Below are 26,928 nucleotides of genomic sequence, written 5' to 3'. Positions count from 1 at the left end.
GATGACAGCAGAACAATTACAAGATACGGTTCAATTGTATAGCAATGTAACCATTCTTCTCATTTTGGGAATCGGTCTTGCTAGTCTGACGATTTGGTACCGTTTGGGAAGGAGATAAGAAATGAAATGGTTTAAAAAAGTCATCAAGATAGTGGGGGTGGTCTTGCTATCGATTGTAGCGCTGGTCTGTCTAGCAGATGTCGCTTGGGTCTATGGACCTCAGCTTGTCGCGTCAAAGAAGGTTGGCGATGTGGACCAGTATGCTCAGGCCGTAACGGACATCACTCTCCCCAAAGAGGTCAAGGTAGTCGGTCTTGGTGAAGCCAGTCATGGCAATGTCGAATTTCAAGAATTAAAACTTTCTGTGCTCCAAACCTTGGTCAAGAAAGAGGGGGTTCGTTCCTTTGCACTTGAGGCAGATGCGGCAGAAGGAGTTCTGATTGACCGCTATATTAAGGGCGGAGAAGGGACAGCAGAAGAGCTTGTGAAGCAATTTTCTTTCACCATTTACCGGACCAAGCAAATGGCAGAGCTGATCAAGTGGATGCGGGAGTACAATGCAGGAAAACCTGACAAGGAGCAACTGTCCTTCTATGGCTTTGATATGCAAAATCCAGAAAAAGGAGTGGACTTGGTTCTTGATGATGAGCGGTCGCACGGGGGTGAGGACCTGACAGAGCTGGAGCAAGCTTTACAGGTCTTCCAGTCTACATCTAAATGGACAGATGAAGGATTGACACAAGCAGACCGTGCCCTGCAAAAACTGGAAAAGCAGTTGGTGCAAGAGGAAAGAGACAGAGATTTTCAAGTCATCCATTATGTCGTTCAAGCTATGCGCCAAGCTTGCCAGTATTATTTGAAAGATAGCTCTGATTACGTTGTTATGAATACGATGCGTGATGAGGCCATGGCCAAAAATGTGGAGTGGATACAAACTGTTGAAGAGGCAAAAGGTCATCCTCGTATCCTGATAGCAGGGCACAATGGCCATGTGGCTTACAAAACTAATTTTTATCCATCCATGGGGAGACATTTGAGAGAAGCCTACGCTGACGCTTATTTTGTTATTGGCTCTGACTATTTTGAGACGACGGTCAATATCAATGCAGTTGGTCAAGATGCAGGTCGTAGCAATCAGCATTTTAACTCAGCGGATCCCTTGGCTGCACAGGCCAAGCGCTTTGGTGGGGACTATTATCTTGATTTTTCCAAGGTGACAGCAGGTAGTGAGACTGATAAACTCTTATCCGCACCGATGAGCATGGGCAGTCTGGGTGAAGGGTACAGTTTCCTGATGCACCTATTGCCAAGTAGCCATCGGATAAAAGAGGTACCTCGGACCCTGTATGATGCCATGATCTTTGTAGAAAAGGCGGAGCCCATCAAGCCAATGAAAAAACAATAATGTTACGTTATAATAAAGAATGAGGAGTAGTGTATGTTAGTAGAAATCAATCATTTGGAAAAAGAATTCCGGACCCGTTTTTCAAAGGAAGTCACGCGTGCTCTTCAGGATGTAGACTTCAAAGTAGAAGAGGGCGAATTTATCGCCATCATGGGAGAGTCTGGCTCTGGTAAGACCACCTTGCTCAATATCCTTGCGACCTTGGACAAGCCAACCAAAGGCTCTGTCATCATGAATGGTGAGGATATTACCAAAATCAAGGAAAAGGAGTTGGCAAGTTTCCGTCTGAAAAATCTTGGCTTTGTCTTTCAAGATTTTAACCTCTTGGATACGCTCAATGTCCGCGATAATATCTTCTTGCCATTAGTATTGGACAGAAAGAATTACAAGGACATGGAAGCGCGCTTGGCTGCTCTAGCGCCGAAATTACGGATTCAAGACTTGCTCAATAAACGTCCGTTTGAACTATCAGGTGGTCAGCAGCAGCGGGTGTCCATTGCGCGTGCCTTGATTACCCAGCCACAGATGATTTTAGCCGATGAGCCAACAGCGGCCTTGGATTATCGCAATTCAGAAGACCTATTGACTTTGTTTGAGGAGATCAATCAAGATGGTCAGACCATCCTCATGGTGACTCACTCTGCCAATGCGGCCAGCCATGCCAATCGTGTTCTCTTTATAAAGGACGGACGGATTTTCCATCAGATTTACCGTGGCAACAAAGGCAACAATGAATTTAGTAAGGATATCTCCTTGACCATGACGGCCTTGTTGGGAGGTGAGTAGGATGTTCTATGTCAAAATTGCACTGAATAATCTCAAGCAATCCTTGGGACAATTTCTCCCCTTTATCTTGTCCTGTATTGTAACCTTTATCCTGTCGAATACGACACTGCTGATCCAAACGAGCCCCGTTGCTGCAAAGATGAGTGCGGGCGGCTATGCTCTTAGCTTGGCGACAGTTGTCCTCAGTGTCTTTGCACTGATTATGAGTATTTACAGCTTTAATTTCCTACTCAAGCAGCGCAGCCGCCAATTTGGGCTGTACAATATGCTGGGGATGACCAAAGGGAAAATCGCCTTCGTTTCCACTATTGAGTTGGGAATGGTCTACCTGATGACAGTTGTGCTTGGAAGCTTGCTAGGAGCGGTCTTTTCAAATTTCCTCTATCTGATTTTTGCCAATATTATTCAGTACAGTGAGCTGGATTTCAGTATCAATCCGATTGCCTTTCTGATGAGTGCTGGCCTGTTTGCGGGAATCTTCCTTGTATTGGAATTGATTAACATTGTCAAGGTCGGACGGACTGCCCCTCTAGCTCTCTTTAAAAACCAACGGCAGGGAGAGCGGGAACCGCGTGGCAATATTTTGTTGGCACTTGTTGGTGTAGCAGCGATTGGGTGGGGCTACTATCTCTCCCTTTCATCAGGAAATGTCTCAGCGGTGTCAGGAATTACACGTTTCTTTTTCGCCATCATGCTGGTCATTCCGGGAACCTATCTCTTCTTTATCAGCTTTACAACTTGGTATTTGAAATGGCGCCGCGCAAATAAGACGTATTTTTACAAGCCAAAGCATTTTATCAATACCTCTCAGATGATTTTCCGAATGAAGCAAAATGCGGCAGGGCTGGCCAATATTACACTGCTTGCAACCATGGCTTTTGTAACCATTGGCTCCACTGTGGCGCTCTATACGGGTTCTAATCAATTGACAGAGATGCAATTTCCGCAAGAAAATAATGTCAAGATTGATTTTCCAAATGTAGTAGGAACACGAGCGGATATTCAGCAAGTCATTGAAGAACAGTTTGTCCCCTCTGTCCAAGAAGTCAATTCTGATTTTAGTAAAGATCGCATCCATACTTACTTTGAAGGAACCTTTACCATTCCTTTCAAGAAAAAAGGGGAGATAACGGTAGACAAAGCCTTTATGAAAACAGACCCTCGATTAACAGGATTTGATCATATTGGTCTTGTTCGTGCGATGACTCAGGATGATTTTCGAGAAATGGGAAATTCCTTGAAAGAGCTGAAAAAAGGCGAAATAGCTTTTTATGATTACAATCGATTTCATCCAACAGCATTTCAAGCTATCAACTGGTTTGGTACAAAATTGACAAATGTGGAACAACTTCAAGAAATTCAAGGAATCACGACAATCAGTACCATTACAAATGCGGGTATCTTGGTAGTAGCAGATGAGGCAACATTGAACGATATGATAGCCGTGTACAATCAGTCCGCCCGCTATCCTACTTCCTTGTCAGGGAATACCTATATGCAATTGACGGATAAAGAACAGACAGCTTCAGTCATTCAAGCTGGAACACTTGGGACAGAGACACTTTATGGTGCGATTTCCACTGAAGCAGTTCTCCATAAGGAGGGACTAGAAATCACGGGAGGCTTCCTCTTTGTCGGTTTCCTTTTGGGAACAGCCTTCTTGCTGGGGGCAGCTTTGATTATTTACTACAAGCAACTATCGGAAGGGACAGAAGACCAACGTTCTTATAAGATTTTGCAAGAAGTAGGCATGAGCTTTGATGCTGTCAAGAAATCCATTAATTCCCAAAATCTCTTTGTCTTCTTTATGCCGCTTGCAGTTGCAGTTTTGCACTACTTGGTGGCCCTCCCTCTTCTGAAGAAATTACTTCTCCTTTTTGGAGTGCAGGGAGATCCCTTGATATACGGCGTTAGTGGTGTGACCGTTGTGGTGATTGCAGGAATTTACTTTATCATTTTCAAAGTCACCAGCAGAACCTATTACAAGCTGATCGAACGTTAGGATGAGTGGCGATTTTTCGCCACTTTTTTGGTAAAATGAAACTATGATGAAACAAGAAAAAATCTATATTATCGAGGATGACCAGACAATTGTGGACTTACTGACCAACCATTTGCGCAAGCAGTATGCGGTGCACAGCGTCAGCAATTTTCGAGACATTAAAAATGAAGTTGCTAGCCTCAAACCAGACCTGATTTTAATGGACATTACCCTGCCTTATTTTAATGGTTTTTACTGGACGACAGAGATTCGGAAGAGCTCGACAGTTCCTATTCTTTTCATTTCCTCTAGCGATGATGAGATGGATACGGTCATGGCCTTGCACATGGGGGGAGATGATTTTATTTCAAAGCCCTTTTCGCTGACGATTTTAGATGCTAAGATTGCTGCTTTTCTACGTCGCAGTCATCAGTTTATGACAGATGATTTTCAGCTAGATGAATTTCGCCTCACTCGTGAAGGAATCCTGTCAAATGGGCATGACCAAGTGGCGCTTTCGCCGACAGAAAATAAGATTCTCACGATTTTATTTGTTCACCTAGACCAAGTAGTATCAAAGGAAGAGCTCTTAGAAAAACTTTGGGAAGATGAGAATTTCATTGACCAAAATACGCTTAGTGTGAACATGACCCGTCTGAGGAAGAAAATTGTGCCTATAGGCTTTGATCGCATTCATACGGTGAGAGGGATAGGGTATTTACTCAAATGATACGAAAATTCTTTCAGGAACATGGTGTCTGGTATGTGATTTATGGGATCATGTCACTGCTTTATTTTTTGACTTTTTATCTTTATCGCTTACCGCTTTCGTATTTTAGGACGAGTTTGCTGTTTAATCTGACTTTTCTAATCGTGATGACCTGTTTCTTATTTTTGCGGTTTCGGAAAAAAATGCAGCAGCTGGACGATACGCTTTACTTGCAAGAATTGACAGATTTTCATTCGCCAACGGATAGGGCTTACCAAGATTTGCTGACGCGACTGATGAGTGCTGAAAAAGAGTTGGGATTGACAGAAAAATCACGAGCAGATTCCCTGCAAACCATGGTAAAAATGTGGTCTCATCAAATGAAGGTGCCGATTTCTGCCCTGTCACTGATGAGTCAAACAAATCATCTGGAGAAAAATGAGGTCAAACAACAGCTCATCCGATTGGAAAATTATGTTGACAATCTCTTGAATTATATGAAATTCAGCCAGCATAAGGATGATTTTCGTTTTGAGGAGGTGTCTGTCCGGCCCCTTGTCGTGGATTTGGTCAAAAAATACCGAGTACCGTGTATGGTCAAGGAACTCTCCGTGACCATTGATGGTGATTGGATACTCAAGTCAGATAAAAAATGGCTTCGTTTTGCAATATCTCAGGTGTTGGACAATGCCGTAAAATATTCTCGGACTGGCGGACAGATTGTGGTGCAAATGGATGCAGGTTGCCTTATAATCCAGGATCAGGGCCTGGGAATTTTAGAAGAGGATCTCCCTCGTCTTTTTGAAGAAGGTTTTACAGGCTTTAATGGGCATGAACATCAAAAAGCGACTGGGCTAGGTCTTTATATGACCAAGCAAGTGTTGGATCGATTGGGTATCGCTATTCAGGTGGACAGTCAGATTGATATCGGGACACGCGTGACATTTTTGACGACAGAAAAGAGCTAAGCAACTGATTTCTATCAAGTTGCTTAGCTCTTTGTGTATTAGCGTTTACTAAAGAAAAATGGAGGTGTGTATTTTTTCAGGGTTTCGAAACATTTTTGGGCTGCTTCGCTATCTTCACAAATGATGAGGCAGACATCATCTCCACAGACAGTTGCGACGACATCTGGAATCTCCATTGCATCTAGAATAGAGCCAAATGATTGCGCCAAACCTGGCAAGCTTTTTAGGACCACTTGATTTTGTACAGGCTTGAGCATGACAAGGGCGTCTTCCATATAGAAGCGGAGACGTTTTTCCCAACGAGAGGGCGCAATGCTGTTGATGACATAGTAGGTTGAGCCCGCCTCTGTGATTTTGACGAGGTTGAGGAGTTTGATGTCACGAGACAGGGTTGATTGGGTGACAGAAACGCCATTTCGCTCGAGCAGTTCTTGCAGTTCCTGCTGGGTATGGATTTTATTTTCCATGACGAGTGAACGAATGAGCTGATGTCGGCTTTCAATTTTGTTCATAGTGTACCTATTAGAAAATAAACATGGCATCTCCAAAGCTGAAGAAGCGGTAGCGTTCCTCTACGGCATGGCGGTAGGCTTCTAGGATAAATTCACGTCCTGCAAAGGCGGATACCAACATGACGAGGGTTGATTTTGGCAAATGGAAATTGGTTGAAAATGCATCGACAACCTTAAATGTATAGCCTGGCTTGATAAAGATATTGGTCCAGCCAGAATCAGCTTGTAAATGACCGTCAAATTTGTTCCCAATGGTTTCAAGGGTGCGGATAGATGTCGTGCCCACAGCTACGATGCGACCGCCATTTTCCTTAACTTGGTTGAGGGTGTCCGCTGCTTCTTGGCTGAGTTGATAGTACTCAGAATGCATCTCATGCTCTTCGACATTGTCCACAGAGACAGGGCGGAAGGTGCCAAGTCCAACATGCAGTGTCAAGTAAACCAATTTCACCCCTTTTGCTTCGATGGCTTGGAGCAGTTCTTGTGTGAAATGAAGCCCAGCCGTTGGAGCAGCAGCGGAGCCATTTTCCTTTGCGTAAACGGTCTGATAACGTTCACGGTCATCCAATTTTTCATGAATGTATGGTGGAAGTGGCATTTCACCGAGACTTTCCAAGACTTCAAGGAAAATGCCATCATAACTAAATTCGACAATGCGACCGCCGTGTTCTAATTCCTCAATGACAGTGGCCATCAAGCGTCCATCACCAAAGGAGACCTGTGTGCCAACTTTCAAGCGTTTGGCTGGTTTAGCGAGTACTTCCCACTGGTCACCTTCTGTATTTTTCAAAAGAAGGAGTTCTACATGGCCATGGGTATCCGGTTTTTCACCGTAAAGGCGGGCAGGCAGTACCCGAGTATTATTCATCACGAGGGCATCGCCAGGCTGCAACTGGTCTAAAATGGCATCGAAGTGACTGTCTGTCATACTGTGGTTCTCACGATTTAAAATGAGTAAGCGTGAGGAGTCACGGACTTCAAGTGGTGTTTGGGCAATCAGTTCTTCAGGTAATTCAAAATCAAAATCGTTGGTATTCATGGAGTTTCCTTAACTTGTAAAAATAATGGTTAAAAAGTAAAGTAAGAGGGCAAAGGGCAGGGCAATAAGAAGACCACCCGAGACAAAAAGTGTGATGCGTAGCGCCCGTTGCTTGCAGATAAAATAAGCAATGATGCAGAGAAAGATTCCGCTAAAAAATAAAATCAATAATTGTTGTAACATGGTTTTATTATATCATATTTGAAGTTTTTTTCGCTAGATTCTTGACAAAAATTGGTCTATACCATATAATGGTTATGACCACTAAAGAAAAAGTGAGTCATAATTGACTCACAATGATAAGAAAAGGAGATGCCATGAAAATTATCAAAGTAACAGACGCAATTGCCGGAGGTAGAGTTGCATTTGAAGTCTTTCGTGAGAAAGTTCTTGCAGGAGCAAAGGTTTTGGGTTTGGCGACAGGTTCTACTCCAGAGGAATTGTACAAACAGATTGTAGCCAGTGATTTGGATTTGTCAGAATTGACTTCTGTTAATTTGGATGAATATGTTGGACTTTCTGCTGAGAATGAGCAGTCCTATGCCTATTTTATGAAGGAGCATTTATTTGCTGAAAAACCATTGAAAGCAAGTTACCTGCCAAATGGCTTAGCAGAGGATCCTACTGCTGAGGCAGCGCGCTATAATCAACTCTTGTCTGAATATCCTGTAGATGTGCAGGTATTGGGCTTGGGTCGTAATGGGCATATTGGTTTCAATGAGCCTGGGACAGCTTTTGATTCTGTCACACGTGTTGTAGACTTGGAGCCTTCTACGATTGCAGCCAATGCACGCTTTTTCGAAGATGAAAGCCAAGTTCCTCGTCAAGCTTTCTCGATGGGGATTGCCAATATCATGTCTGCTAAAACGATTATCTTGATGGCCTATGGTGAAGCAAAAGCAGAGGCTGTGAAAGGTATGATTGAAGGTCCTGTTACAGAGAGTCTGCCAGCCAGTGTCTTACAAAATCATCCAAATGTTGTGGTGATTGTAGATGAAGCAGCTGCTAGTCTTTTGAGTTAATAACCTCCCAAAACAGTTCATTTGAACTGTTTTTTTGATATACTAGAGCTATGCGATTGGATCAATTTTTAGGAGAAACAGGACAGGGTTCTCGTAATCAGATTAAACGGTTGTTAAAAAGCAAGCAAGTACGGATAGACGGAGAAGTTGTGAGCAATCCTGCTGCGATTGTGGATAGTGGATTGCAGAAGATTACAGTGACAGGTCAAGCTGTTCAGTCACTTCCTCATCGTTATTATGTGCTGGATAAGCCAGCAGGTGCAGTCACTGCAGTAACGGATAAGGAACATCAGACGGTTCTGGATTGTATTCGTCCAGAAGATCGGTCAGAGGGACTTTATCCGATTGGGCGACTGGATTGGGATACAGAGGGGCTTGTATTACTCACAGATAATGGTCCGCTTGGCTTTCGGATGCTGCATCCAAAGTACCATGTGACGAAGACATACTATGTGGAAGTAAATGATTTCCTCGGAGTTGACGCGGTTCCATTTTTTCAAGAAGGAGTGAGGTTTTTAGATGGTACAAGCTGTAAGCCAGCGCAGTTATCGATTCTTTCCTCGGATACTAAAAAAAGCTGCGCACGCGTGACGATTTCAGAAGGAAAATTTTACCAAGTGAAGAAAATGTTTCTAGCTTATGGTGTGAAAGTTACCTATTTGAAACGGATTTCTTTTGGCAATTTTCATCTGGAAGCTGATTTGCCAGCAGGACACTATCGGGAATTAACGTCAGAAGAACAGATGATACTAAAAACCTATCTTGGATGAGGAGGGGGACATGCTACTATCGTTGCAAGGAAGTATGGCTGTTGGCAAAACAACGGCTCTGCGTTATTTGGAGAAAGTGGCTCCTTATTTGACTATCAGTTATGAAGATAATCAGGACGTCATTGCTGAGATTCATCGGCAGAAATGGGACAAAAACAACTTTGAAGACTATATTAAAATCCAGCGGTTGTGGATTGCTCATGAAATCGCCCGTTGGAAGAGATATCAGCAGGCGTCGCATTGCGTGATGGATTTTGGGGCAGAGGAAATCCTATTTTACACTTTGCATTATCCACAAACAATTGGTAAGGAATGGCCAGTGGCAGATGCATTGGAGGAAGAATTACAGGCGCTAGAAGCCTGTATGCCACAGAGGATTCTTTTTCTAGAAGCTTCGGAAGAAACATTGCACCGACATAAGGAAGCAGACAGGAGCCGTTCCCGAAATTTTTTTGACCATTATGTGACACATTTTTTACCATTGAAACGTCAATTGTTTTCACAGCGTAACAATGTGGATATTCTCGTAGTGGATGACCTTAGCCCAGAAGAGGTTGCCCAGAGGGTTAAAGATTGGTGTGATGAGTGGTTCGCTCAGGAAAATACCATTTCATAACATAAAAACGAGTCTAACTCGTTTTAGGTTGAAGACAAACTATACTTTCCAAATAAAATCAGCCTGAAAAAATGGCTGACTATGAAAAATTAGGGGTGCTTGAAAATATAATTCAGACTTTCCGTCGTGATAAAAGTGTGGCCGGGTCAAAAAGATTTTTAGTATAGAAAATCTATACCAATAAATCTACTTTTCTAATAAAATGTACATAAAAACGAACAAAGAGACTCTTTAAATATATAAGAGATAACCTTTGTTCGTTTTTTGTTTTATTGTTCAGAGTTTTGTCCCAGCCTCACCCGGAAGTTTTGAGAGTGAAATAGTCCAGTGGACTATTTCAGCTTTGAGCCTAGAAATACAAAAGCGAAAATGGCTCAAAACTTAGGTTTGCTTAGATAGTCTGGGAGACTATCTAAGGTTGGAAATAGAGCAAGCGATAGCTTGGCTCATCTACCCATCGGAAGTCGCTACCGTCCGTTATCACTTAAGGAAAGTCTAAAAAAGACTTTGTCTACACTCTGAAACGACTCTAACTCGTTTTTTGTGTTGTGAACATAAGGTAAAGGAAGTACGGGGCACCAATGATAGAGACGATGATACCTGTAGGGATTCCTGTACCGACGAGTAAGACACGGCCAATCGTATCCGCGATGAGGAGAATAATGGCTCCGATAAACATAGTGACAGGGATACTGAGGCGGTGATCGTTTCCGACCCATTTTCGTGAAATGTGTCCGGCAATAAGTCCGACAAAAGTGATATTTCCGACTAGAACAACACTTAAAGCACCAAGAGCAGTGGCTAACATTAGCGTTGTCAAGCGTTCTCTTTGTAATTGAAGTCCCAATGCCATAGCTGTTTGGTCATTGAGATTCATGATATTGAGGGAACGGCTACGACTATAGGCTAGACCCCAAACAAGCATTAATAGTGGTGTGTAGACAAGAAGTGTATCCCAATGACCGCCATTGATCTTTCCACTTAGCCATTGGACAATGTACTCCATTTTGAAATCATCTAGCTTACTGATGATACTAATCATGATTCCAGATAACATACTTGACACACCAACTCCTGTGACAATGAGGCGCGTGGGCTGAAGGCCGTGATATTTTGTACGAGCCATCACGTAGACAATGAGAATGGTCACCGTTCCCCCAATCATGGCAAATAGTGGCATGAGAGAGAGCAACCAAGGAGAGAGACTCTGAGATAGTCCAACCATGAGAGCGACGACAAATCCTGCTCCTGTATTGATCCCTAAAATACCAGAATCTGCTAGAGGATTCCGTGTGAGTGTTTGAAGGAGTAGACCAGCTAGCGATAAGGAAGCGCCACCTATCATACAGGCAAGAATACGAGGAAGACGGATTTTCGTGATAATGAGAATACTAGACTGGTTGGCACTGCCGGTAAGAATTTCCACCAGGTCTGTCAGTGAGGCATTGGCATAGCCGACAGAGAGGGAAAGAACGAAAAGGATGAAGAGAATGACTGTCAAGCTGGCAAAAATTGGCAGTAGGTTTTTTCTTGTTCTCATAAACGTTCTCCTTTCTGGATGAGCCAGAGGAAGCAAGGTAAGCCAACAATACTGATGACAGCACTGATTGGGGTTTCAGCCGGTGGATGAATCGTGCGGGACACAATGTCAACCCAAAGAAGAAAGGTTGCCCCCGCAAGAGCGGTTAAGGGAAGAAGTTGGCGATAATTTTTGCCCGTAACCATTCGAATCACGTGTGGAATGATAAGACCGATAAAAGATAGGGAGCCAACAAGCGCTACTGCGCCTGCAGAGAGCAGGAGAACGATTCCTAGCAAACTAAAGAAAATGATGACTGTACGTTGCCCTAGGCTTTTGGAGACAGTTTCATTGAGACTGTGGATGGTTAATTGGTGTGACAAGAGCTGCGCTCCGATTAGCCCAGTTAGAATGACAGGGGTAATGATGGCCAACATTTTCCAATTGATCTGAATAAGCCCTCCAGCCTGCCAGCCAATGACTGACGTTGATAGGTTGAAATAGATGGTGATAGCTTGTCCAATTGCAGAGAAGAGAGTCGCTACCATAGCTCCAGCAAGGATGAGCCTCAGTTGGCTGTATCCCTTGTTGGGCTGGTACGATAATCCAAAGACAAGGAGGGCAGCAAGGCATGAGCCTAACAGGCAAACAAGTAATATCTGGGTATAGTGCAGCCCACCAAACAGAGCATAACTGATGATAAGGGCAAGACCAGCGCCTGCGTTAATGCCTAATAAACCAGGATCAGCAATAGCGTTGCGAGTCACACCTTGCATGATAGCTCCTGCCTCTGCCATGGCTGCTCCGACTAAAATCGCTGCAATGGTGCGTGGTAAGCGTAAGTCAATCACCACATCCTGAATGGGACTGTTTGTCATCGGATGATGGAGTACCTCCAGTAGTTGCTGATGGCTATAAGAAATGGCACCGAAACGCAATCCTACGTAGACGCCAAGAGTGAATAAGCTTAAAATAAGGAAAAAAACAAGCCAAAATGAATTTGGCTTATGGTGATGAAGAAATTGTTCTTCTGTTTTCATAGAATGAAACTTTCTATTTAGATGGATTTGCCTCTTTCACAGCGTTGACAAAGGCTTCTAGTTGCATATCTAGTGACATTGGGTCTGAGAAGTAGAAGAGGTTGTAATCTACTTCAAGGGTGTGTCCAGTTTGCACGGCTGGCAAGTTTTTCCAGATATCACTTTCTCTGAGAGAAGCAGCAGCTTCTTTTGTTTTGGCGTTGACATTGACAATGGCGTAGTCACCGATATATTCTGGTAATGCTTCTTGTGAAACACCAAACCACCCGTCTTTGAAGACATCTGCTTCAACCTTGGCAGGGGCCTTATAACCTAGAGCATCATAGACGAGTTCTCCCCCACGACCAAAGTTATTTCCATAAAGATAGATATTTTTATCGAAAAAGTCCATTACTGTGAAGGTGGTATCTTGGGCTAGGACATCTTTGAGTTCTTTTCGAGCATCTGCCACTTTTGTTTCCCATTGATCTAACCAAGCTTGTGCTTCCTTTTCCTTGCCAAAGATTTTCCCCAAATCCGTCATCATTTGGAGATAGTCGCTCTTTCCATAGGTGATTTCGATGACAGGTGCAATTTCTTTCAGCGTATCCAAGTTTTCATTTCCTGAGAAGATGATAATCAAATCTGGCTCTTCCGCTGCGATGGCTTCTGTATCGTCAGCTGTCAATTGCTTCGCTTTTTTTAATTTGTCCCCAAAGGCAGGGCTGTCTTTTTCGAGGTCATAGGTGTAGCTAGAGACATCAATCCCTAATTCTAAGAGGTAGCCTGTGTATGAGTAAGCAAAGTTGACAACCTTTTTAGGATTTTTAGGAATATCTCCGTAATAAGCAATCCCTTCAATCTTTGGCTTGCTAGAGAGAGCAGAACTTTCAGCGGTATTAGCTGATTTGGAAGTAGAAGAGGTGCAGGCACCTAAGAAGAACACTGCTAACACTAAAGTAAGAAATGAAATAATTTTTTTCATCAAAAACTCCTTTATTAAAATATTATTTACGTAGAGAATAGGTCAGCAAGATAGGATAATCCTGCTGGGGAGCTTGCACAATCTGTGCCTCAATCTGGAAAATGTCACCCAAAATATCAGGGGTCATGATGTCTGAAACGGGTCCTTCATAGCGGATTTCTCCCTCTTTCATGGCAATCATATGGTCTGAAAATCGAGCGGATAGATTGAGATCATGTAAGACCATGACAATCGTTTTCTGGCATGTTTGGTTTAATTCTTGTAAGAGTTCTAGAATTTCCAATTGATGGTTGAGGTCTAGGTAGGTTGTGGGCTCATCCAAGAAAATGGTGTCTGTATCCTGAGCGAGTGCCATAGCAATCCAGACACGTTGTCGCTGACCTCCTGAAAGTTCATCTACCATCATGCGGGCGAAGGGAGTAGTTTGTGTCGCCTCTAAGGCCCAATTGATTTTTTCGCGGTCGAAGTCTGTCAGTTGGCCAAGACCAGACTGGTGAGGGAAGCGACCATAGGAGACCAAATCGTAAACAGAAATTCCATCTGCTGCTTCAAGTACCTGAGGCAAAAGAGCCAGTTTTTTTGCGACTTCCTTAGTTGAAAGTGTCGCAATTGCCTGTCCATCTAAATAAATAACTCCCTCTTGTACAGGAAGAATCCGTGTGAGAGCCTTCAGCAAGGTTGATTTGCCACATCCATTTGCCCCGATGATCGTCGTAATCTGTTGTTGAGGAATTGCTGTTGATAGTTCAGGAATGATCACCTTTTTGTCATAGGCGACCCTGATGTGGTCGGCTCGAATTGTATACACGCCTTGGATTTTTCCTTTCTTCTGATTTATTTGTGTTTATTATAACAATTTTTTTCTCATAAAACCACTGTTTTCTGACAATTTGAGAAAAATTAAAACAGACTTAGAAAAGCCTGTTTTTTACAAATATTTTTTAGCGATTTCAAGGTCGCCGAGATAGTCTTCTTTACTACCATTGACAATCTGGTAGGCATCTGCCCCCTTGCCAGCAATAATAACAGCGTCATCTGGGTCATTCGTAGTTCCCATAGCTGTCTTTATGGCTAGTTCACGGTCGATGATTACATCATACGGTCGCGTCATGTAAGAAGCAATCTCTTTAGCGATTGTTGCAGGATCTTCAAAGTTTGGGTCGTCTGCTGTCAAGATGACCTTAACAGTAGGATAGTGGTTGAGCAGGAGTCCAAAATCCTTGCGTCTGCTCTCCCCTTTGTTTCCTGGAGCTCCAATCAACAGGGTTATTTGTCCTTTTTGATGCTCAGTGACAACATCTATCAGTTTCTTGAGACTATCACCATTGTGGGCATAATCAACAAAGACTTTTGCACCGTTTAATTGGGTCAATACTTCCATGCGTCCCGGTACGGTTGTCTCGGCAATTCCTTTTTGAACATCTGTTGCACTAGCTCCGAGACGGAGACAAGCAAGTCCTGCAGCAAGAGCGTTCTCTTGGTTGAAATGACCGATTAGCTGGATGTCGTAATGCCCAGCTAATTTACCTGTAACATCAAAGTCAAAGGCTTGTGATTGCTGGATACTGTTGTCCGAATGTTCACCATAAAAATCGTGTTCCTTATTCACAACTTGGTCACGCACGACTTCAAAGTAATCCATACCACTGTTGACAATAACAGCTCTGCTATTGTCCATCAAAAGACGCTTATGATAGAAGTAATCCTCAAAGTTTGGGTGCTCGATAGGTCCAATGTGGTCAGGGCTGATATTGAGAAAAACGCCGACATCAAAGATGAGACCATATACTCGCTTTACCAGATAGGCTTGGCTAGAGACTTCCATGACAAGATGTGTCATCCCATTTTTGACGGCTTCTGCCATCATAGCAAAAAGATCTAGACTCTCAGGAGTTGTGAGGGTTGATTTGAAGAAGGTCTTGCCGTCCAATGTAGTATTCATGGTGGAAAGCATAGCTGGTTTGTGGCTCTGCTTGAGGATATTGTAGGCAAAGTAAGCAGTGGTCGTTTTGCCTTTGGTGCCTGTAAAGGCAAGGAGCTTCAATTCTTGCTCTGGGTGACCATAGAATTCCATGGCAATTAGGCTCATGGCCTGCTTGACATCCTTAACGAGAAGGACAGGAATGCTGACTTGGTAATCTTTTTCAGATATGTAGTAGCTAAGCCCCTCTTCAATCGCTTTTTCCAAGAATTCTTTCTTAAATGATAAGCCCTTGGCAAAAAAGAGAGTATCTCTATCAACCTTTCGGCTGTCATAGCTTAGTGCTTGAAAGGTTCTGCTTTCATCAGCTGTGCCAGTCACTCCAAGTAGGTTATCATCACTTTTTAAAATATTTAATATTGTTTCTAATCTTATCATGCTTCTATTGTAAACCGATTGAGAGGCTTTGACAAGTCTTTACTTGCTTTTCTTTCAAAGTCATAGATTTTGATTTGTAACAAAATCTAAAGGGTGTTATACTAGTTAGTAGAATTACGAATAGGAAAAGATTATGTCACAAGAAGAAAACAAACAACAAGCCCAGATGCGTCGAGGGACTCTCTGGCTAACAGTGGGGAATTTTGCCAGCCGGTTACTGGGGGCAATTTACATTATCCCTTGGTATACTTGGATGGGAGCGCAGGCTCCTCAGGCCAATGCTCTCTTTAGCAAAGGGTATAATATTTATGCTATGTTCCTGCTGATTTCAACAGTAGGGCTGAACGTAGCAGTGGCCAAGCAGATTTCCAAGTATAATTCCATGGAAAAACCTGAGATGAGTTACAAACTCATTCGTAGCTTTCTCGTGCTGATGCTGTTGTTGGGATTAGGATTTGCTTTGACCATGTTCGTTGGTGCGCCGATTTTTGCGGGTCTCTCTGGGGGGGGGAAGGGATTGATTCCAGTGATGCATAGCCTATCGTGGGCTGTTCTGGTCTTTCCAGCTATGAGTGTTATGCGGGGTATTTTTCAAGGGTTCAACGATATGAAACCCTATGCCCTTAGCCAAGTGGCAGAGCAAATCGTTCGTGTTATTTGGATGCTCCTTACGACTTTCTTCATTATGAAATTGGGGTCTGGTAACTATGTAGAGGCCGTTATTCAATCGACATTCGCGGCTTTTATTGGGATGATTGCGAGTGTTGGGATTTTGGTTTATTATCTGATCAAAGCAGGCATTATGCCTCATATCTTGCAGGTGCCAGAGACAGATGAGACAATTGATACAAAAACGATTTTGGTGGAGACCTTTAAGGAGGCCATTCCCTTTATCATCACGGGCTCTGCCATTCAAATTTTCCAGTTGATTGACCAATTCACCTTTATCAACAGCATGAAGATTTTTACCAATCATAGTCAGGATGAGCTCGACATTCTCTATGCTTACTTTACAGCTAATCCGAATAAGGTCATCATGATTTTGATTGCGGTGGCAACGGCTATTGGTGGAGTTGGTATTCCGCTTTTGACGGAGAATTTTGTCAAGAAAAACACTAAAGCTTCTGCCAAGCTGATTGTCGATAGTTTGACGATGTTGCTGGTCTTCCTGTTACCAGCTGTTTCAGGAGCGACTCTTTTATCCAAGTCGCTGTATACAGTTTTCTACGATTTACCTGATCAAGATGCGATAGGGCTCTTTATTCTTTCTATGATGTCGACACTGGTCTTAGGACTTTATACAGTCCTCTCCCCTATGATTCAGGCTCTTTTTGAGAATAGAAATGCAGTCAAGTATTTCTTATATGGAGTAGTGGTGAAGCTAGTGTTGCAAATTCCGTTCATCTTCCTGTTCCATGCATATGGACCACTCATTTCGACCTTGATTGGCTTGTTGGTGCCAATAGTTCTGATGTTTAAACGTCTGGTTGACATTACAGATTTGGATGTTCAATTATTAGCTGGCAGGACTCTCATGATTTGTGCTCAAACTCTTATCATGATTCTCCTAGTGGGTATCATTGAGGTGATTCTCAAAGCGGTTTACCCTGTCACTGGTCGTATTCCTGCTGTCATGCATTTGTTAGTGTCGGGAGCTCTTGGTGGTGGAACTTACGCGATGATGAGTCTAATGAGTCATTCCATTGATTTCATTATTGGCAAGCCAAAGGCTCAAACCTTACGTAGAAAATTCAAATTAGAGTGATAAGAGACCTAGAAAGGTCTCTTTTATCATAGTCTTTGCCTATCTCTTGATTTGAAAAATTATATCAGGAAAATCTCCAACAAGCTCCTTTAATCGTGATAAAATGAGGAGAATAGTATTTTGGAGGAGAGTATGACAGATTATCAATTAGATACAATTTTAGCTCACACAGGAATTCGTGAGGATGAGAAAACTGGTGCTTTGATCTCACCGATTCATCTTTCGACGACTTATCAACATCCCGAATTTGGACAATCGACTGGGTTTGACTATACCCGCACGAAAAATCCAACTCGTCAGACACTAGAAAAAACGTTGGCGCAGATTGAAAAAGCAGACTATGCCTTGGTGACGAGTTCTGGCATGGCTGCATTGGTTTTATTATTTAATAGCTTTCCAGAACAATCAAGGATTGTGGCGGCGCGTGATTTGTATGGAGGGTCATTTCGTTGGTTTCATGAGCAGGAAAAGAAAGGACGTTATTTCTTTACCTATACCAATACGGAAGAAGACATGTTAGCTGCGATTTCGGATGAGACAGACTATGTGTTTATCGAGACACCAACCAATCCTTTGATGGTGGAATTTGACATTGCAACGGTTTCGGAAAAAGCACACGCTCATGGTGCTATTGTGATTGTTGACAATACCTTTTATAGCCCGATTTACCAAAATCCGATTGCACTGGGAGCGGATATTGTCTTGCATTCAGCAACAAAATACCTTTCTGGTCACAACGATGTATTGGCAGGGGTATTGGTAACGAGCAATCAAGCCATTTATGACAAATTATTCTATGATCAAAATACAACAGGACCGACCCTATCGCCTTTAGATGCTTATCTTTTTATGCGTGGTTTGAAAACCTTATCTCTTCGTATGGAGCGGTCTACTCGTAATGCACAAGCGATTGCGGCCTTCTTACAGGAGCATCCTGAAGTGAAGGAAGTTTATTATACAGGTAAGGGGGGCATGATTTCCTTTAAGGTTCAGGATGAGACAAGAATTCCTCAAATTATCAACAGTTTGCAGGTCTTTACTTTTGCAGAAAGTCTTGGTGGTGTGGAAAGTTTAATTACCTATCCTGCAACTCAAACACACGCAGATATCCCTGCTGAGGTCCGATATTCTTATGGATTGACTGACGATTTACTTCGCATTTCGATTGGTATCGAAGATGTATCAGACTTGGTGGCAGATTTAAAAACAGCTTTGGAGGCATAAGATGACGACATATGATTTTACAACGCGACCTAATCGCTTTGGCCAGCATTCCAAAAAATGGTTTGCGAGTGAAGAAGATCGAGAGCTATTACAAATGTGGGTGGCAGACATGGATTTCCTACCTGTGCCAGAAATTAGAGAAACACTACGAGTATATGCAGAAGAACATATTTTTGGTTATCCACAAGAGCGCGAAGAGCTTTATCAAGCCATTTTAGATTGGGAAAAGAATGAACATGGTTATGAAGTCGCAAGAGAGGCAGTCGTACTCATTGAGGCAGTCGTACCTGCTATTTCCGTGGCTATTCAAGCTTTTACGGAAATAGGAGATGCTGTGTTGATTCAAACGCCTCTCTATCCACCTTTTGCCCGCTCTGTTCGCTTAAATCACCGTCAGTTGGTGGTTTCTCCATTGGTGGAACGCAATCATCACCTTGAAATTGACTTTGATCAGTTGGAAAAAGACATTATCGAACACGATGTCAAGCTATACCTGCTTTGTAATCCTCACAATCCTGGTGGTCGAGTTTGGACAAAAGAAGAGTTGCTCCGGATTGGGGAACTCTGTCAGAAACATGGTGTCCTACTGGTAGCAGATGAAATCCATCAAGATTTAGTTCTATTTGGAAATAAGCACCATAGTTTTAATACATTATCACCTGATTTCAAAAACTTTGCCATTGTATTAGCCTCAGCGACAAAAACTTTCAACATCGCGGGTACAAAGAATAGCTTTGCCATCATTGAAAATTCTACATTACGGCAGAAATTTACAACCCAACAACTGGCCAATAATCAGCATGAAATTCCTACGGTAGGTTTGTTGGCAACAGAAGCCGCGTATCGATATGGTAAACCATGGTTAGAAGAATTAAAGGTCGTATTAGAAAAAAACATTGACTATGTCTTCCAGACACTCACAGAAAAAACGAAGATTCGCGTTATGAAACCAGAAGGAACCTACCTCGTTTGGCTAGATTTCTCTGCTTACGGATTGACCAATGAAGAAGTTCAAGAAAAATTAGTAAAGCAAGCTAAAGTTGTAATGAACGATGGAGTTACCTTTGGTCCCGAAGGTAAACTACACGCCCGCTTTAATGCAGCAGCACCATTCGAAACAGTTGCCGAAGCCTGCAACCGAATTGTTCGTGTGTTTGGAAGATGAGGGTGAGGAAAGCCGCTGACTATAGTGGCTTTTTTGTAAATTAATGGAAGGTACGAGTAATGAAATAAGGATTTACATTTGTAATACTGATAATAAAATTAATGATGAAAGGACATAAAATTAAAAAGCTAGAGTTCCACTATTTGGAATCTCTAGCTTTTGTGTGACTGAGAACTATTTTGTATCAGACTCTTTCTTTGTTCTAGATAAATGTAAATTTGCTTCCTCCTTGAATGAAATTAAGTAAGCCCAAACTGTCAGGTTGAATCTGTCCAACAATTGTTTGACGTTCATCTTGCGGTAAATCAGTCAAGCAAATCTCTAATTCATTCTGGTAGCGGAGGAATTTTTCATTTGCAATGACAATGTCTCCACGATGGCGTAACTTAGTTTCGCCTTCAAATGTTAAATTTTTTAACTGTTGGCGAGAAGTAGCAGCACGGATAACATAATCACTATTATCTTGACGATTTTCAAAGATAATCCCTTTTAGATTTTCGGGAAGATTAGTCAAAAGAGGCACCACTCCCTGACTCAGATAGTACAGCAAAGTGAGCGAGTTTTCAGATAGGGCATTATCGCCTACACAGATGTAGTCTGATTTACCAGCTATCAAGCTTTCTAAGGCTGCCAGTAAAGGAGGCATTTGACGATGACTTTCTATGGTTGGTAAGCCTTCAAAAATAGGAAGGCGCTTTTCTTGTCCCGCGATAAAGGATATAACTGGAATATCATATTGGTGAAGTTGTTCATTCATTTCTTTCACTTTATTAAGGCTCAGTCCAGTGTAAGGCTTTGGATAATAATTATGACAGGCAATCACCTGTTTTAAATCTACACCTACCTCCATTAAATCTACAATGAGTTCCTTTGTCAAGGTAGAAGCATTGAGAACAATGAAGAAATATTTTGAGAGCTCTGCCATTTCTTGAACAGAAATCCCATCATCAAATCTCAGGGCTTCAATGCCTAATTCTGCCAAACCATCTTTACCGTAATTGTCCAGACTTTGCCGATTGATATCCACAAATACAGAAATTTTGTGCCTTTGACAGCTTTGAAGTAACTTTTTTAAATGACTAGTATCTTTTGTTGCCTCTGGGATATTGAGAGAGGAGAATGCGAAAGAAAAACCAGCTTTCGCATACGCTTCTATCCAAGTTAAACTATCTTCCAGGGAATTTGATGGATAGATGGAGAAACCTAGACAACTAGAAAATTTCTTATCCATAGATTTCATTAATTCGTTTTTCATCTACACCAAAGAACCAAGTCAGGATGAACCCTCCGATATATGCTCCAATCATGGCAATGATAAATTGAATTTGTGTCCCTGGAACCATGATAAGCATTCCAAAAAGTCCTGATACACCTTGAGATACAGTGCCTAAATGAAAGAGGACGGCCAAAGCACCACCAAATCCGGAACCCAGACAGGCTGTCAAGAACGGTTTTCCTAGAGGAAGAGTTACGGCATACATCATAGGTTCTCCAATACCTAGGATACCAACAGGTAGGGAATCACGTGTCAATTGTTTAAGTTTTTGGTTTTTAGTTTTGAGATAGAGTGCTAATCCAGCACCTACTTGACCACCACCTGCCATCATCAAAATCGGAAGGAGATAGTTGATTCCCTGTGTTGGCCCATCAGGATTATTTAAAAGGACATGAATAGGAGTAAGAGCTTGGTGCAATCCGACAGAGACTAATGGTAAGAAGCCAGCTGATAACAAATAACCACCAAGAATACCTAATTTTTCATAGACAAAATTTAGACTAGAGTAAATACCAGTTGTTAAGAAATCCCCAAGTGGTTGGAGAATTAATAAAGCTAAAAGACTACCTATAATGACAGTACACAATGGTGTTAAGAAAGTATCTAAGAAACTTGGCATGAATTTGCGAATCCCTCTTTCAAGATAAGCAAAGAAAATACCGACAAAAAGTGCTGCCAAGAGCCCTCCAGCACCCGGAGCAAATGCTTTATCTACAAAAGGTAAAATAATCGCTTTTTCATCAATCATAGTTAAAAGAGGCATAGAAGGTACTGCGACAGACATCGCACCACCAATCGCACCTAAAATAGGTGTTCCGCGGAATTCTTTTGCAGCATTCATTCCAACATAAATTGGTAGGAAAGTAAATAATCCCCAGCCCATGGTACGAATACATTGGTACCACCATTCCATGGCAAAAGCATTCTGAGAAGTAACGTTAATAACGTTAGATACACCGTTAATCAAACCTGCAGCAATGATACCTGGGAGTAAAGGAATGAAAATATTAGCAATTCGCTGTAAGAAACGTTGCAAAGGTTTATCATGTTTTTGCTTATTAATAGCTTTATTGGTAGTAGCTAAGTCTACTGCTCCTAAATTCTCATCAATACTGCCTAGACTGAGTCCTGTCAAATTAGCAAATGCTTCGCCAACTTTGTTGACAGTACCGGGACCAAAGACGATTTGTAAAGTATCTGCTTCGACAACTCCCAAAACTCCTTCAATATTTTTTAATTTTTCAAGATTCACCAATGCTCGGTCACGAAGTTGCAAGCGCAAGCGAGTCATGCAGACGATGTTTCCTAATATATTTGATTTTCCACCAACATTTTCTAGAATCTGTTGACTAACCAGTGCGAAGTCCATATTATTTTTCCTCCTGATGTAATATTTTTTTGATGGCTAATGCCACATTTCCCTGTTTTTCTTGAAGGAGCAAATTACTTTCCTGCTTGGAAAGTCCACTCAGTTGCATAAGTATAGCTAGTTTCACATTTTTATCTGCAGCTTGAAAAACGGATTCTGCCTCCTCTTTATCACAAGCAGTTGTTTGCTGGATAATGTATAGTGCTCGTTCTACCAACTTTTGATTGGTAGGTTGTACATCTACCATGTAGCCTTTATAAATTTTACCTAATTGAATCATCGCAGTTGTTGAAATCATATTGAGAATCATCTTTTGGGCAGTTCCTGCCTTCATACGACTAGAACCTGTTATAACTTCGGGGCCAACTAGGACTTCAATTGGAGCATCCGCGAACTGTGAAATTGCCGCACGAAATACACAAGAGATGGAGCTGGTTTTAGCACCAATTGATTGAGCGTATTGTAATGCAGAAAGAACATATGGAGTTCTACCAGAAGCTGCAAGGCCAATCAACATATCCCTACTAGAAAAATCGATATGTTGTAAATCTCGAATTGCTGCTTCCTCATCATCTTCTGCCCCCTCCTGAGCCACTTGAATAGCTTCCTTTCCACCGGCAATCAACCCTTGAACCAAATCACGTGGTACTCCATAAGTAGGTGGGCATTCTGAGGCATCTAGAATGCCTAGTCGTCCAGAAGTTCCTGCACCTATGTATAGTAATCGCCCACCGGATCGTAAAGTAGTGACAACCAGCGCGATAGCATTGTTAATTGAAGTTAAACTTTTTTCAACAGCGCCTGCAACCTGTTGATCTTCACGGTTGATATAAGCTGTGATATCTTCAATGCTCATCTCTTCGATAGCATCAGATTGGGGATTTTTTTGTTCAGTATCTAATTGAGCAATGCTCATTGCATTTCATCCTTTCTATTTTTGTAAACGTTTGCTATAATTGTATTATACAACCAAAGAAATATATTTTCAATATAATAATTAAAAAAAGAAATATTTTTTCAAAAATCGAAGGAATACATATGAATCCTCTACAATATGGACTGGAAGGACTTAGTCCAAAGGAGCAAAAAGTCCTCCAATACATCAATGAATTTACTAAAGAAATTGAAAATCTCAGCATTCAGCAATTAGCAGAAGAAGTTGGAGTTTCCCCGGCAACTATTAGTCGGTTGAGTAGAAAGTTAGGTTACTCAACTTTCAATAAATTTAAACTTGAACTGGCAAAAACGCATTATGACGATGTTTTGGATGCGAGAATAGATTCTACGGATGATGGTAGCTTGCTAACTGCAAAATTAGCGGTTACCATGAATGTCTCTGTTCAGCAAACTATTGGAATGTTGGACTTTGAACTTCTAGAAAAAAGTAGTCAGAAACTAAAAGAGGCTAAAACCATCTACTTATTCGGAGTTGGTGCATCGGGCATTGTTTGTAGCGATTTTTACTATAAACTCAATCGAATTGGGAAAAGTTGTGTCTATGTTCAAGATGCCCATATTCAACTTGCTAGTGTTGCCTCAATTCAGCCGGGAGATTTAGCATTTGGGATTAGTTATGAAGGTAGTACAAAAGAAGTGATTGAGCCCTTAAAATTTGCTCAGGCGTCTGGAGCAAAAACCATTGCTATTACAGGTATAGGGAAGACGAATCTAGATAAATATGCAGACTACCTTTTTAAAATTCCACGCCATGAGCATGAACTGCGTGTTGGGGCCATTACCTCAAGAAATAATTCCCTTCTGATTACTGACCTGCTATACTTGAATCTTATTCAAGGAGAGACAGATAAAATTTCAACTATTCTGGCAAATAGTAAGAGCTTAGCTCGAAAATTAAAAAACTAATCTTTTCAAATTGCCTGGATTGTATTTTGTTTAAAAGTTATTATGGAAAAAATAATTATAGGGAGAAATCTATGACTGAAAAAGAAAAAATGCTAGCAGGTGAATTGTACGATGCAGGTGATCCAGAATTGGTGGCTTTACGCCAACAAGCACGGATCTATCGTCAGCAAGTCAATCAAGAAATGGATGGGGAAAAACGGTCTGTATTGATGAAAGAGTGGTTAGGCAAAACAGGAGAGAAGCTGTATGTCGAAACTCCTGTCACCTTGGATTATGGTTGCCATATTTCGGTTGGTGAGCGTTTTTTTGCCAATTTTAACTGGACTGTGTTGGATACTTGTCCTGTCACAATCGGTGACAATGCAATGTTGGGGCCAAATGTACAGTTCTATACCGCCCTCCACCCCTTAAATGCCCAAGAGCGAATTGCAGGTCTTGAGTATGGTGCTCCGATTACGATTGGTGACAATGTCTGGATTGGTGGTGGAGCTGTTATTCTAGCAGGAGTGACGCTTGGAAATAATATCGTAGTAGGCGCTGGTTCTGTTGTGACCAAGTCCTTCGGTGATAATGTTGTCATTGCTGGAAATCCTGCTCGCATCATCAAATCCGTTCCAGAATAAAAATTAAATTTAGGTTGAAAAATACTATTTTAGCAAGCTTTTTTTCTGATTTTTTGATAAAATAGAAAAAACACTTAAAGGAGTCATATCATGGGAAAATTCCAAGTCATTTCACATCCACTCATTCAGCATAAGTTGTCTATTTTGCGTCGTAAAGATACTTCTACAAAAGATTTTCGTGAATTAGTTAATGAAATTGCGATGCTGATGGGATATGAGGTTTTACGTGACTTACCATTGGAAGACGTTGAAATTGAAACACCGATTACAAAAACAGTTCAAAAACAAATTGCTGGGAAGAAATTGGCCATCGTTCCAATTCTTCGTGCGGGGATTGGTCTAGTTGATGGTCTCTTAAGCTTGGTGCCATCAGCAAAAGTTGGTCATATTGGAATGTACCGTGATGAAGAAACCTTAAAACCAGTAGAATACTTGGTCAAATTACCAGAAGATATTGATCAACGTCATATCTTTGTAGTGGATCCAATGCTTGCAACAGGTGGCTCAGCTATTTTAGCCATCGATTCTTTGAAAAAACGCGGTGCATCGAACATCAAGTTTGTTGCTCTTGTATCTGCGCCTGAAGGTGTCAAAGCCCTTCAAGAAGCACATCCAGATATTGATATTTACACAGCAGCCCTTGATGACTATCTCAATGAACATGGCTACATCGTTCCAGGTCTTGGAGATGCTGGTGATCGTTTGTTCGGTACAAAATAATATTATCCTTATTTGAAAAAGAGGTGCAGTGGCACCTTTTTCTTTATCTTAAACTTTTTATTTGACCTTTGTTGACCAAAAACATATAATAGAAACATCAGAAAATAGAAAATGAAATGGAGAACAGTATGATTCCAGTAGTTATCGAACAAACTAGTCGAGGCGAACGCTCCTACGATATTTACTCACGTTTATTAAAAGACCGCATTATCATGTTGACAGGGGCTGTTGAGGATAATATGGCCAACTCTATCATCGCTCAATTGCTCTTCCTTGACGCGCAAGATCCGACAAAAGATATTTATCTTTATGTCAATACCCCAGGGGGATCTGTATCAGCAGGTCTTGCTATCGTTGATACAATGAACTTTATCAAAGCAGATGTGCAAACCATCGTGATGGGAACAGCAGCAAGCATGGGAACAATTATCGCTTCTAGTGGTGCTAAAGGCAAACGCTTCATGTTGCCAAACGCAGAATACATGATTCACCAACCGATGGGGGGTACTGGTGGCGGTACACAACAAACGGATATGGCGATTGCAGCTGAACACCTCTTGAAAACACGTAATAAATTAGAACAAATTTTGGCTGATAACTCTGGCAAAACTGTAAAACAAATCCACAAAGACGCTGAGCGCGACTACTGGATGACAGCTGAAGAAACATTGGCTTATGGATTTATCGACCAAATTATGAATCCAACAAAATAAGAGAAGTCTGTAAAAATAGAAGTTGGGAAGAAAAAACTAGCTTTTATTTTTTCGTCTGTAGTAGATGAAAGTGATTGTTCAAAGGTGCTAATGGCTTGTTTATATGTTTCATATTTAGATAATTGACTATTTTTGAGCCCTCTTTCTTTTTTCATGCCATTTTTTCTAAAAATTGGTATAATAATGGAAATATAGTTTGGAAGAATAAGGAAACGATATGTTTGAGAAAAAAGAACGTCAGGCTTTGACAATTTATTTGCACTACAACCGTGATGCGCGTAAGCTCAACCAATTTGGGGATATTCTCTATCATTCTAGACGGATGCGCTATGCCCTTCTTTATGTTAATCAGGATGAAGTGGAACAGTTGGTTCCCAAGCTTAAAAAAGAACGTTTCATCAAGAAGGTGGTCCCATCTTATGTAAAAGAAATTGATCAAAATTTTGTCGGGAATTTAACAAGAGATGAAAAAGAAAGAAAATTTTAATGTTTTCTTTCTTTTTTTTGTTGACAATTTTCA

General features: G+C 41.6%; 27 protein-coding genes. 16 read left to right on the top strand and 11 right to left on the bottom strand.

Translation table 11 applies throughout. From position 1 onward, the window contains the following. Positions 1–121: 121 nt before the first annotated feature. The 5 genes from A3I9_RS0107415 to A3I9_RS0107395 are packed head-to-tail and all read left to right on the top strand — an operon-like array spanning position 122 to position 5,849. A complete protein-coding gene (locus A3I9_RS0107415; protein ID WP_018378404.1) occupies positions 122–1,405 on the top strand; it encodes an erythromycin esterase family protein in 1,284 nt (427 codons plus the stop codon). Positions 1,406–1,438: 33 nt separating this feature from the next. Further along, entirely contained in the window at positions 1,439–2,191 is a 753-nt protein-coding gene (locus tag A3I9_RS0107410) for an ABC transporter ATP-binding protein (RefSeq protein ID WP_018378403.1), read from the top strand. A gap of 1 nt (position 2,192) precedes the next feature. Continuing rightward, a complete protein-coding gene (locus A3I9_RS0107405; protein ID WP_018378402.1) occupies positions 2,193–4,193 on the top strand; it encodes an FtsX-like permease family protein in 2,001 nt (666 codons plus the stop codon). Positions 4,194–4,239: 46 nt separating this feature from the next. Beyond that, on the top strand, positions 4,240–4,902 hold the full coding sequence (locus tag A3I9_RS0107400; protein WP_018378401.1) for a DNA-binding response regulator: 663 nt from the start codon (positions 4,240–4,242) through the stop codon (positions 4,900–4,902). Then, complete coding sequence (locus tag A3I9_RS0107395; protein ID WP_018378400.1) at positions 4,899–5,849, top strand: sensor histidine kinase; 951 nt, start codon at positions 4,899–4,901, stop codon at positions 5,847–5,849. The genes A3I9_RS0107400 and A3I9_RS0107395 overlap by 4 nt, the downstream gene beginning before the upstream one ends. Positions 5,850–5,887: 38 nt before the next feature. On the opposite strand, the gene A3I9_RS0107390 is transcribed toward A3I9_RS0107395, so the two are convergent. The 3 genes from A3I9_RS0107390 to A3I9_RS13580 are packed head-to-tail and all read right to left on the bottom strand — an operon-like array spanning position 5,888 to position 7,583. Then, positions 5,888–6,361: an arginine repressor gene (locus A3I9_RS0107390; protein ID WP_018378399.1), complete on the bottom strand. Its 474-nt coding sequence runs from the start codon at positions 6,359–6,361 to the stop codon at positions 5,888–5,890. A gap of 10 nt (positions 6,362–6,371) precedes the next feature. Beyond that, complete coding sequence (queA, locus tag A3I9_RS0107385; protein ID WP_018378398.1) at positions 6,372–7,400, bottom strand: tRNA preQ1(34) S-adenosylmethionine ribosyltransferase-isomerase QueA; 1,029 nt, start codon at positions 7,398–7,400, stop codon at positions 6,372–6,374. Between the two features lie 9 nt (positions 7,401–7,409). Further along, on the bottom strand, positions 7,410–7,583 hold the full coding sequence (locus A3I9_RS13580) for a hypothetical protein (protein WP_169333656.1): 174 nt from the start codon (positions 7,581–7,583) through the stop codon (positions 7,410–7,412). Positions 7,584–7,717: 134 nt separating this feature from the next. On the opposite strand from A3I9_RS13580, the gene A3I9_RS0107380 reads away from it, so the two are divergent. The 3 genes from A3I9_RS0107380 to A3I9_RS0107370 are packed head-to-tail and all read left to right on the top strand — an operon-like array spanning position 7,718 to position 9,808. Then, positions 7,718–8,422 carry a glucosamine-6-phosphate deaminase gene (locus A3I9_RS0107380; RefSeq protein ID WP_018378397.1) on the top strand — a complete coding sequence of 235 codons (705 nt, stop codon included), beginning with the start codon at positions 7,718–7,720 and terminating at the stop codon, positions 8,420–8,422. A 50-nt stretch (positions 8,423–8,472) separates the two neighbouring features. Beyond that, positions 8,473–9,192, top strand: coding sequence for a pseudouridine synthase (locus tag A3I9_RS0107375; protein WP_018378396.1), 720 nt, complete (start codon positions 8,473–8,475; stop codon positions 9,190–9,192). 10 nt (positions 9,193–9,202) lie between these two features. Then, positions 9,203–9,808 (top strand): hypothetical protein, encoded by a 606-nt coding sequence (locus A3I9_RS0107370; RefSeq protein ID WP_018378395.1) that lies wholly within the window; start codon positions 9,203–9,205, stop codon positions 9,806–9,808. Positions 9,809–10,337: 529 nt separating this feature from the next. Here A3I9_RS0107370 and A3I9_RS0107365 read toward each other — a convergent pair. From A3I9_RS0107365 to A3I9_RS0107345, 5 genes are all read right to left on the bottom strand, one after another. Beyond that, positions 10,338–11,348, bottom strand: a complete 1,011-nt coding sequence (locus tag A3I9_RS0107365) for a FecCD family ABC transporter permease (protein ID WP_018378394.1) — start codon at positions 11,346–11,348, stop codon at positions 10,338–10,340. Then, positions 11,345–12,367, bottom strand: a complete 1,023-nt coding sequence (locus A3I9_RS0107360) for a FecCD family ABC transporter permease (RefSeq protein WP_018378393.1) — start codon at positions 12,365–12,367, stop codon at positions 11,345–11,347. The genes A3I9_RS0107365 and A3I9_RS0107360 overlap by 4 nt, the downstream gene beginning before the upstream one ends. A gap of 13 nt (positions 12,368–12,380) precedes the next feature. Beyond that, positions 12,381–13,331, bottom strand: coding sequence for an ABC transporter substrate-binding protein (locus A3I9_RS0107355; RefSeq protein WP_018378392.1), 951 nt, complete (start codon positions 13,329–13,331; stop codon positions 12,381–12,383). Between the two features lie 22 nt (positions 13,332–13,353). Further along, complete coding sequence (locus tag A3I9_RS0107350; protein ID WP_018378391.1) at positions 13,354–14,139, bottom strand: ABC transporter ATP-binding protein; 786 nt, start codon at positions 14,137–14,139, stop codon at positions 13,354–13,356. Positions 14,140–14,259: 120 nt separating this feature from the next. Continuing rightward, positions 14,260–15,690: a UDP-N-acetylmuramoyl-L-alanyl-D-glutamate--L-lysine ligase gene (locus tag A3I9_RS0107345; RefSeq protein ID WP_018378390.1), complete on the bottom strand. Its 1,431-nt coding sequence runs from the start codon at positions 15,688–15,690 to the stop codon at positions 14,260–14,262. A 133-nt stretch (positions 15,691–15,823) separates the two neighbouring features. On the opposite strand from A3I9_RS0107345, the gene A3I9_RS0107340 reads away from it, so the two are divergent. The 3 genes from A3I9_RS0107340 (at position 15,824) to A3I9_RS0107330 (ending at position 19,844) form a co-directional block, all read left to right on the top strand. Further along, on the top strand, positions 15,824–17,455 hold the full coding sequence (locus A3I9_RS0107340; protein ID WP_018378389.1) for a putative polysaccharide biosynthesis protein: 1,632 nt from the start codon (positions 15,824–15,826) through the stop codon (positions 17,453–17,455). Positions 17,456–17,587: 132 nt separating this feature from the next. After that, positions 17,588–18,679, top strand: a complete 1,092-nt coding sequence (locus A3I9_RS0107335) for a cystathionine gamma-synthase (RefSeq protein ID WP_018378388.1) — start codon at positions 17,588–17,590, stop codon at positions 18,677–18,679. Position 18,680: 1 nt separating this feature from the next. Further along, on the top strand, positions 18,681–19,844 hold the full coding sequence (locus A3I9_RS0107330; protein WP_018378387.1) for a MalY/PatB family protein: 1,164 nt from the start codon (positions 18,681–18,683) through the stop codon (positions 19,842–19,844). A gap of 202 nt (positions 19,845–20,046) precedes the next feature. On the opposite strand, the gene A3I9_RS0107325 is transcribed toward A3I9_RS0107330, so the two are convergent. The 3 genes from A3I9_RS0107325 to murQ are packed head-to-tail and all read right to left on the bottom strand — an operon-like array spanning position 20,047 to position 23,405. After that, positions 20,047–21,075: a MupG family TIM beta-alpha barrel fold protein gene (locus A3I9_RS0107325; RefSeq protein WP_245538929.1), complete on the bottom strand. Its 1,029-nt coding sequence runs from the start codon at positions 21,073–21,075 to the stop codon at positions 20,047–20,049. Next, complete coding sequence (locus A3I9_RS0107320) at positions 21,068–22,489, bottom strand: PTS transporter subunit EIIC (protein ID WP_018378385.1); 1,422 nt, start codon at positions 22,487–22,489, stop codon at positions 21,068–21,070. The genes A3I9_RS0107325 and A3I9_RS0107320 overlap by 8 nt, the downstream gene beginning before the upstream one ends. Position 22,490: 1 nt before the next feature. Then, positions 22,491–23,405, bottom strand: a complete 915-nt coding sequence (murQ, locus tag A3I9_RS0107315) for an N-acetylmuramic acid 6-phosphate etherase (protein ID WP_018378384.1) — start codon at positions 23,403–23,405, stop codon at positions 22,491–22,493. A gap of 122 nt (positions 23,406–23,527) precedes the next feature. Here murQ and A3I9_RS0107310 point away from each other — a divergent pair, with 122 nt between their 5' ends. The 5 genes from A3I9_RS0107310 (at position 23,528) to A3I9_RS0107290 (ending at position 26,895) form a co-directional block, all read left to right on the top strand. Next, positions 23,528–24,352, top strand: coding sequence for a MurR/RpiR family transcriptional regulator (locus A3I9_RS0107310; RefSeq protein ID WP_018378383.1), 825 nt, complete (start codon positions 23,528–23,530; stop codon positions 24,350–24,352). Between the two features lie 71 nt (positions 24,353–24,423). Beyond that, the gene (locus A3I9_RS0107305; protein ID WP_018378382.1) at positions 24,424–24,975 is read left to right on the top strand and encodes a sugar O-acetyltransferase; all 552 of its coding nucleotides are present in this window, start codon (positions 24,424–24,426) and stop codon (positions 24,973–24,975) included. Positions 24,976–25,065: 90 nt separating this feature from the next. Beyond that, positions 25,066–25,695, top strand: coding sequence for a uracil phosphoribosyltransferase (gene upp, locus A3I9_RS0107300; protein ID WP_018378381.1), 630 nt, complete (start codon positions 25,066–25,068; stop codon positions 25,693–25,695). 104 nt (positions 25,696–25,799) lie between these two features. Beyond that, positions 25,800–26,408: an ATP-dependent Clp protease proteolytic subunit gene (locus tag A3I9_RS0107295; protein ID WP_342661903.1), complete on the top strand. Its 609-nt coding sequence runs from the start codon at positions 25,800–25,802 to the stop codon at positions 26,406–26,408. Between the two features lie 217 nt (positions 26,409–26,625). Continuing rightward, positions 26,626–26,895, top strand: coding sequence for a YlbG family protein (locus tag A3I9_RS0107290; protein WP_018378379.1), 270 nt, complete (start codon positions 26,626–26,628; stop codon positions 26,893–26,895). Positions 26,896–26,928: the final 33 nt, after the last annotated feature.

It is taken from the genome of Streptococcus ovis DSM 16829, from assembly GCF_000380125.1.
Lineage (GTDB): Bacteria > Bacillota > Bacilli > Lactobacillales > Streptococcaceae > Streptococcus > Streptococcus ovis.
This window is presented reverse-complemented; position numbering and strand designations above follow the sequence as displayed.

Bases quoted from the DNA above. Each gene is read 5' to 3' on its own strand.
- A3I9_RS0107340 (WP_018378389.1), top strand. From the start codon at position 15,824: ATGTCACAAGAAGAAAACAAACAACAAGCCCAGATGCGTCGAGGGACT.
- A3I9_RS0107335 (WP_018378388.1), top strand. From the start codon at position 17,588: ATGACAGATTATCAATTAGATACAATTTTAGCTCACACAGGAATTCGT.
- A3I9_RS0107305 (WP_018378382.1), top strand. From the start codon at position 24,424: ATGACTGAAAAAGAAAAAATGCTAGCAGGTGAATTGTACGATGCAGGT.
- A3I9_RS0107390 (WP_018378399.1), bottom strand. From the start codon at position 6,361: ATGAACAAAATTGAAAGCCGACATCAGCTCATTCGTTCACTCGTCATG.
- murQ (WP_018378384.1), bottom strand. From the start codon at position 23,405: ATGAGCATTGCTCAATTAGATACTGAACAAAAAAATCCCCAATCTGAT.
- A3I9_RS0107365 (WP_018378394.1), bottom strand. From the start codon at position 11,348: ATGAGAACAAGAAAAAACCTACTGCCAATTTTTGCCAGCTTGACAGTC.
- A3I9_RS0107375 (WP_018378396.1), top strand. From the start codon at position 8,473: ATGCGATTGGATCAATTTTTAGGAGAAACAGGACAGGGTTCTCGTAAT.
- A3I9_RS13580 (WP_169333656.1), bottom strand. From the start codon at position 7,583: ATGTTACAACAATTATTGATTTTATTTTTTAGCGGAATCTTTCTCTGC.
- A3I9_RS0107380 (WP_018378397.1), top strand. From the start codon at position 7,718: ATGAAAATTATCAAAGTAACAGACGCAATTGCCGGAGGTAGAGTTGCA.
- A3I9_RS0107360 (WP_018378393.1), bottom strand. From the start codon at position 12,367: ATGAAAACAGAAGAACAATTTCTTCATCACCATAAGCCAAATTCATTT.
- A3I9_RS0107405 (WP_018378402.1), top strand. From the start codon at position 2,193: ATGTTCTATGTCAAAATTGCACTGAATAATCTCAAGCAATCCTTGGGA.
- A3I9_RS0107325 (WP_245538929.1), bottom strand. From the start codon at position 21,075: ATGGATAAGAAATTTTCTAGTTGTCTAGGTTTCTCCATCTATCCATCA.
- A3I9_RS0107310 (WP_018378383.1), top strand. From the start codon at position 23,528: ATGAATCCTCTACAATATGGACTGGAAGGACTTAGTCCAAAGGAGCAA.
- A3I9_RS0107395 (WP_018378400.1), top strand. From the start codon at position 4,899: ATGATACGAAAATTCTTTCAGGAACATGGTGTCTGGTATGTGATTTAT.
- A3I9_RS0107320 (WP_018378385.1), bottom strand. From the start codon at position 22,489: ATGGACTTCGCACTGGTTAGTCAACAGATTCTAGAAAATGTTGGTGGA.
- queA (WP_018378398.1), bottom strand. From the start codon at position 7,400: ATGAATACCAACGATTTTGATTTTGAATTACCTGAAGAACTGATTGCC.
- A3I9_RS0107410 (WP_018378403.1), top strand. From the start codon at position 1,439: ATGTTAGTAGAAATCAATCATTTGGAAAAAGAATTCCGGACCCGTTTT.
- A3I9_RS0107330 (WP_018378387.1), top strand. From the start codon at position 18,681: ATGACGACATATGATTTTACAACGCGACCTAATCGCTTTGGCCAGCAT.
- A3I9_RS0107370 (WP_018378395.1), top strand. From the start codon at position 9,203: ATGCTACTATCGTTGCAAGGAAGTATGGCTGTTGGCAAAACAACGGCT.
- A3I9_RS0107415 (WP_018378404.1), top strand. From the start codon at position 122: ATGAAATGGTTTAAAAAAGTCATCAAGATAGTGGGGGTGGTCTTGCTA.
- upp (WP_018378381.1), top strand. From the start codon at position 25,066: ATGGGAAAATTCCAAGTCATTTCACATCCACTCATTCAGCATAAGTTG.
- A3I9_RS0107345 (WP_018378390.1), bottom strand. From the start codon at position 15,690: ATGATAAGATTAGAAACAATATTAAATATTTTAAAAAGTGATGATAAC.
- A3I9_RS0107290 (WP_018378379.1), top strand. From the start codon at position 26,626: ATGTTTGAGAAAAAAGAACGTCAGGCTTTGACAATTTATTTGCACTAC.
- A3I9_RS0107400 (WP_018378401.1), top strand. From the start codon at position 4,240: ATGAAACAAGAAAAAATCTATATTATCGAGGATGACCAGACAATTGTG.
- A3I9_RS0107355 (WP_018378392.1), bottom strand. From the start codon at position 13,331: ATGAAAAAAATTATTTCATTTCTTACTTTAGTGTTAGCAGTGTTCTTC.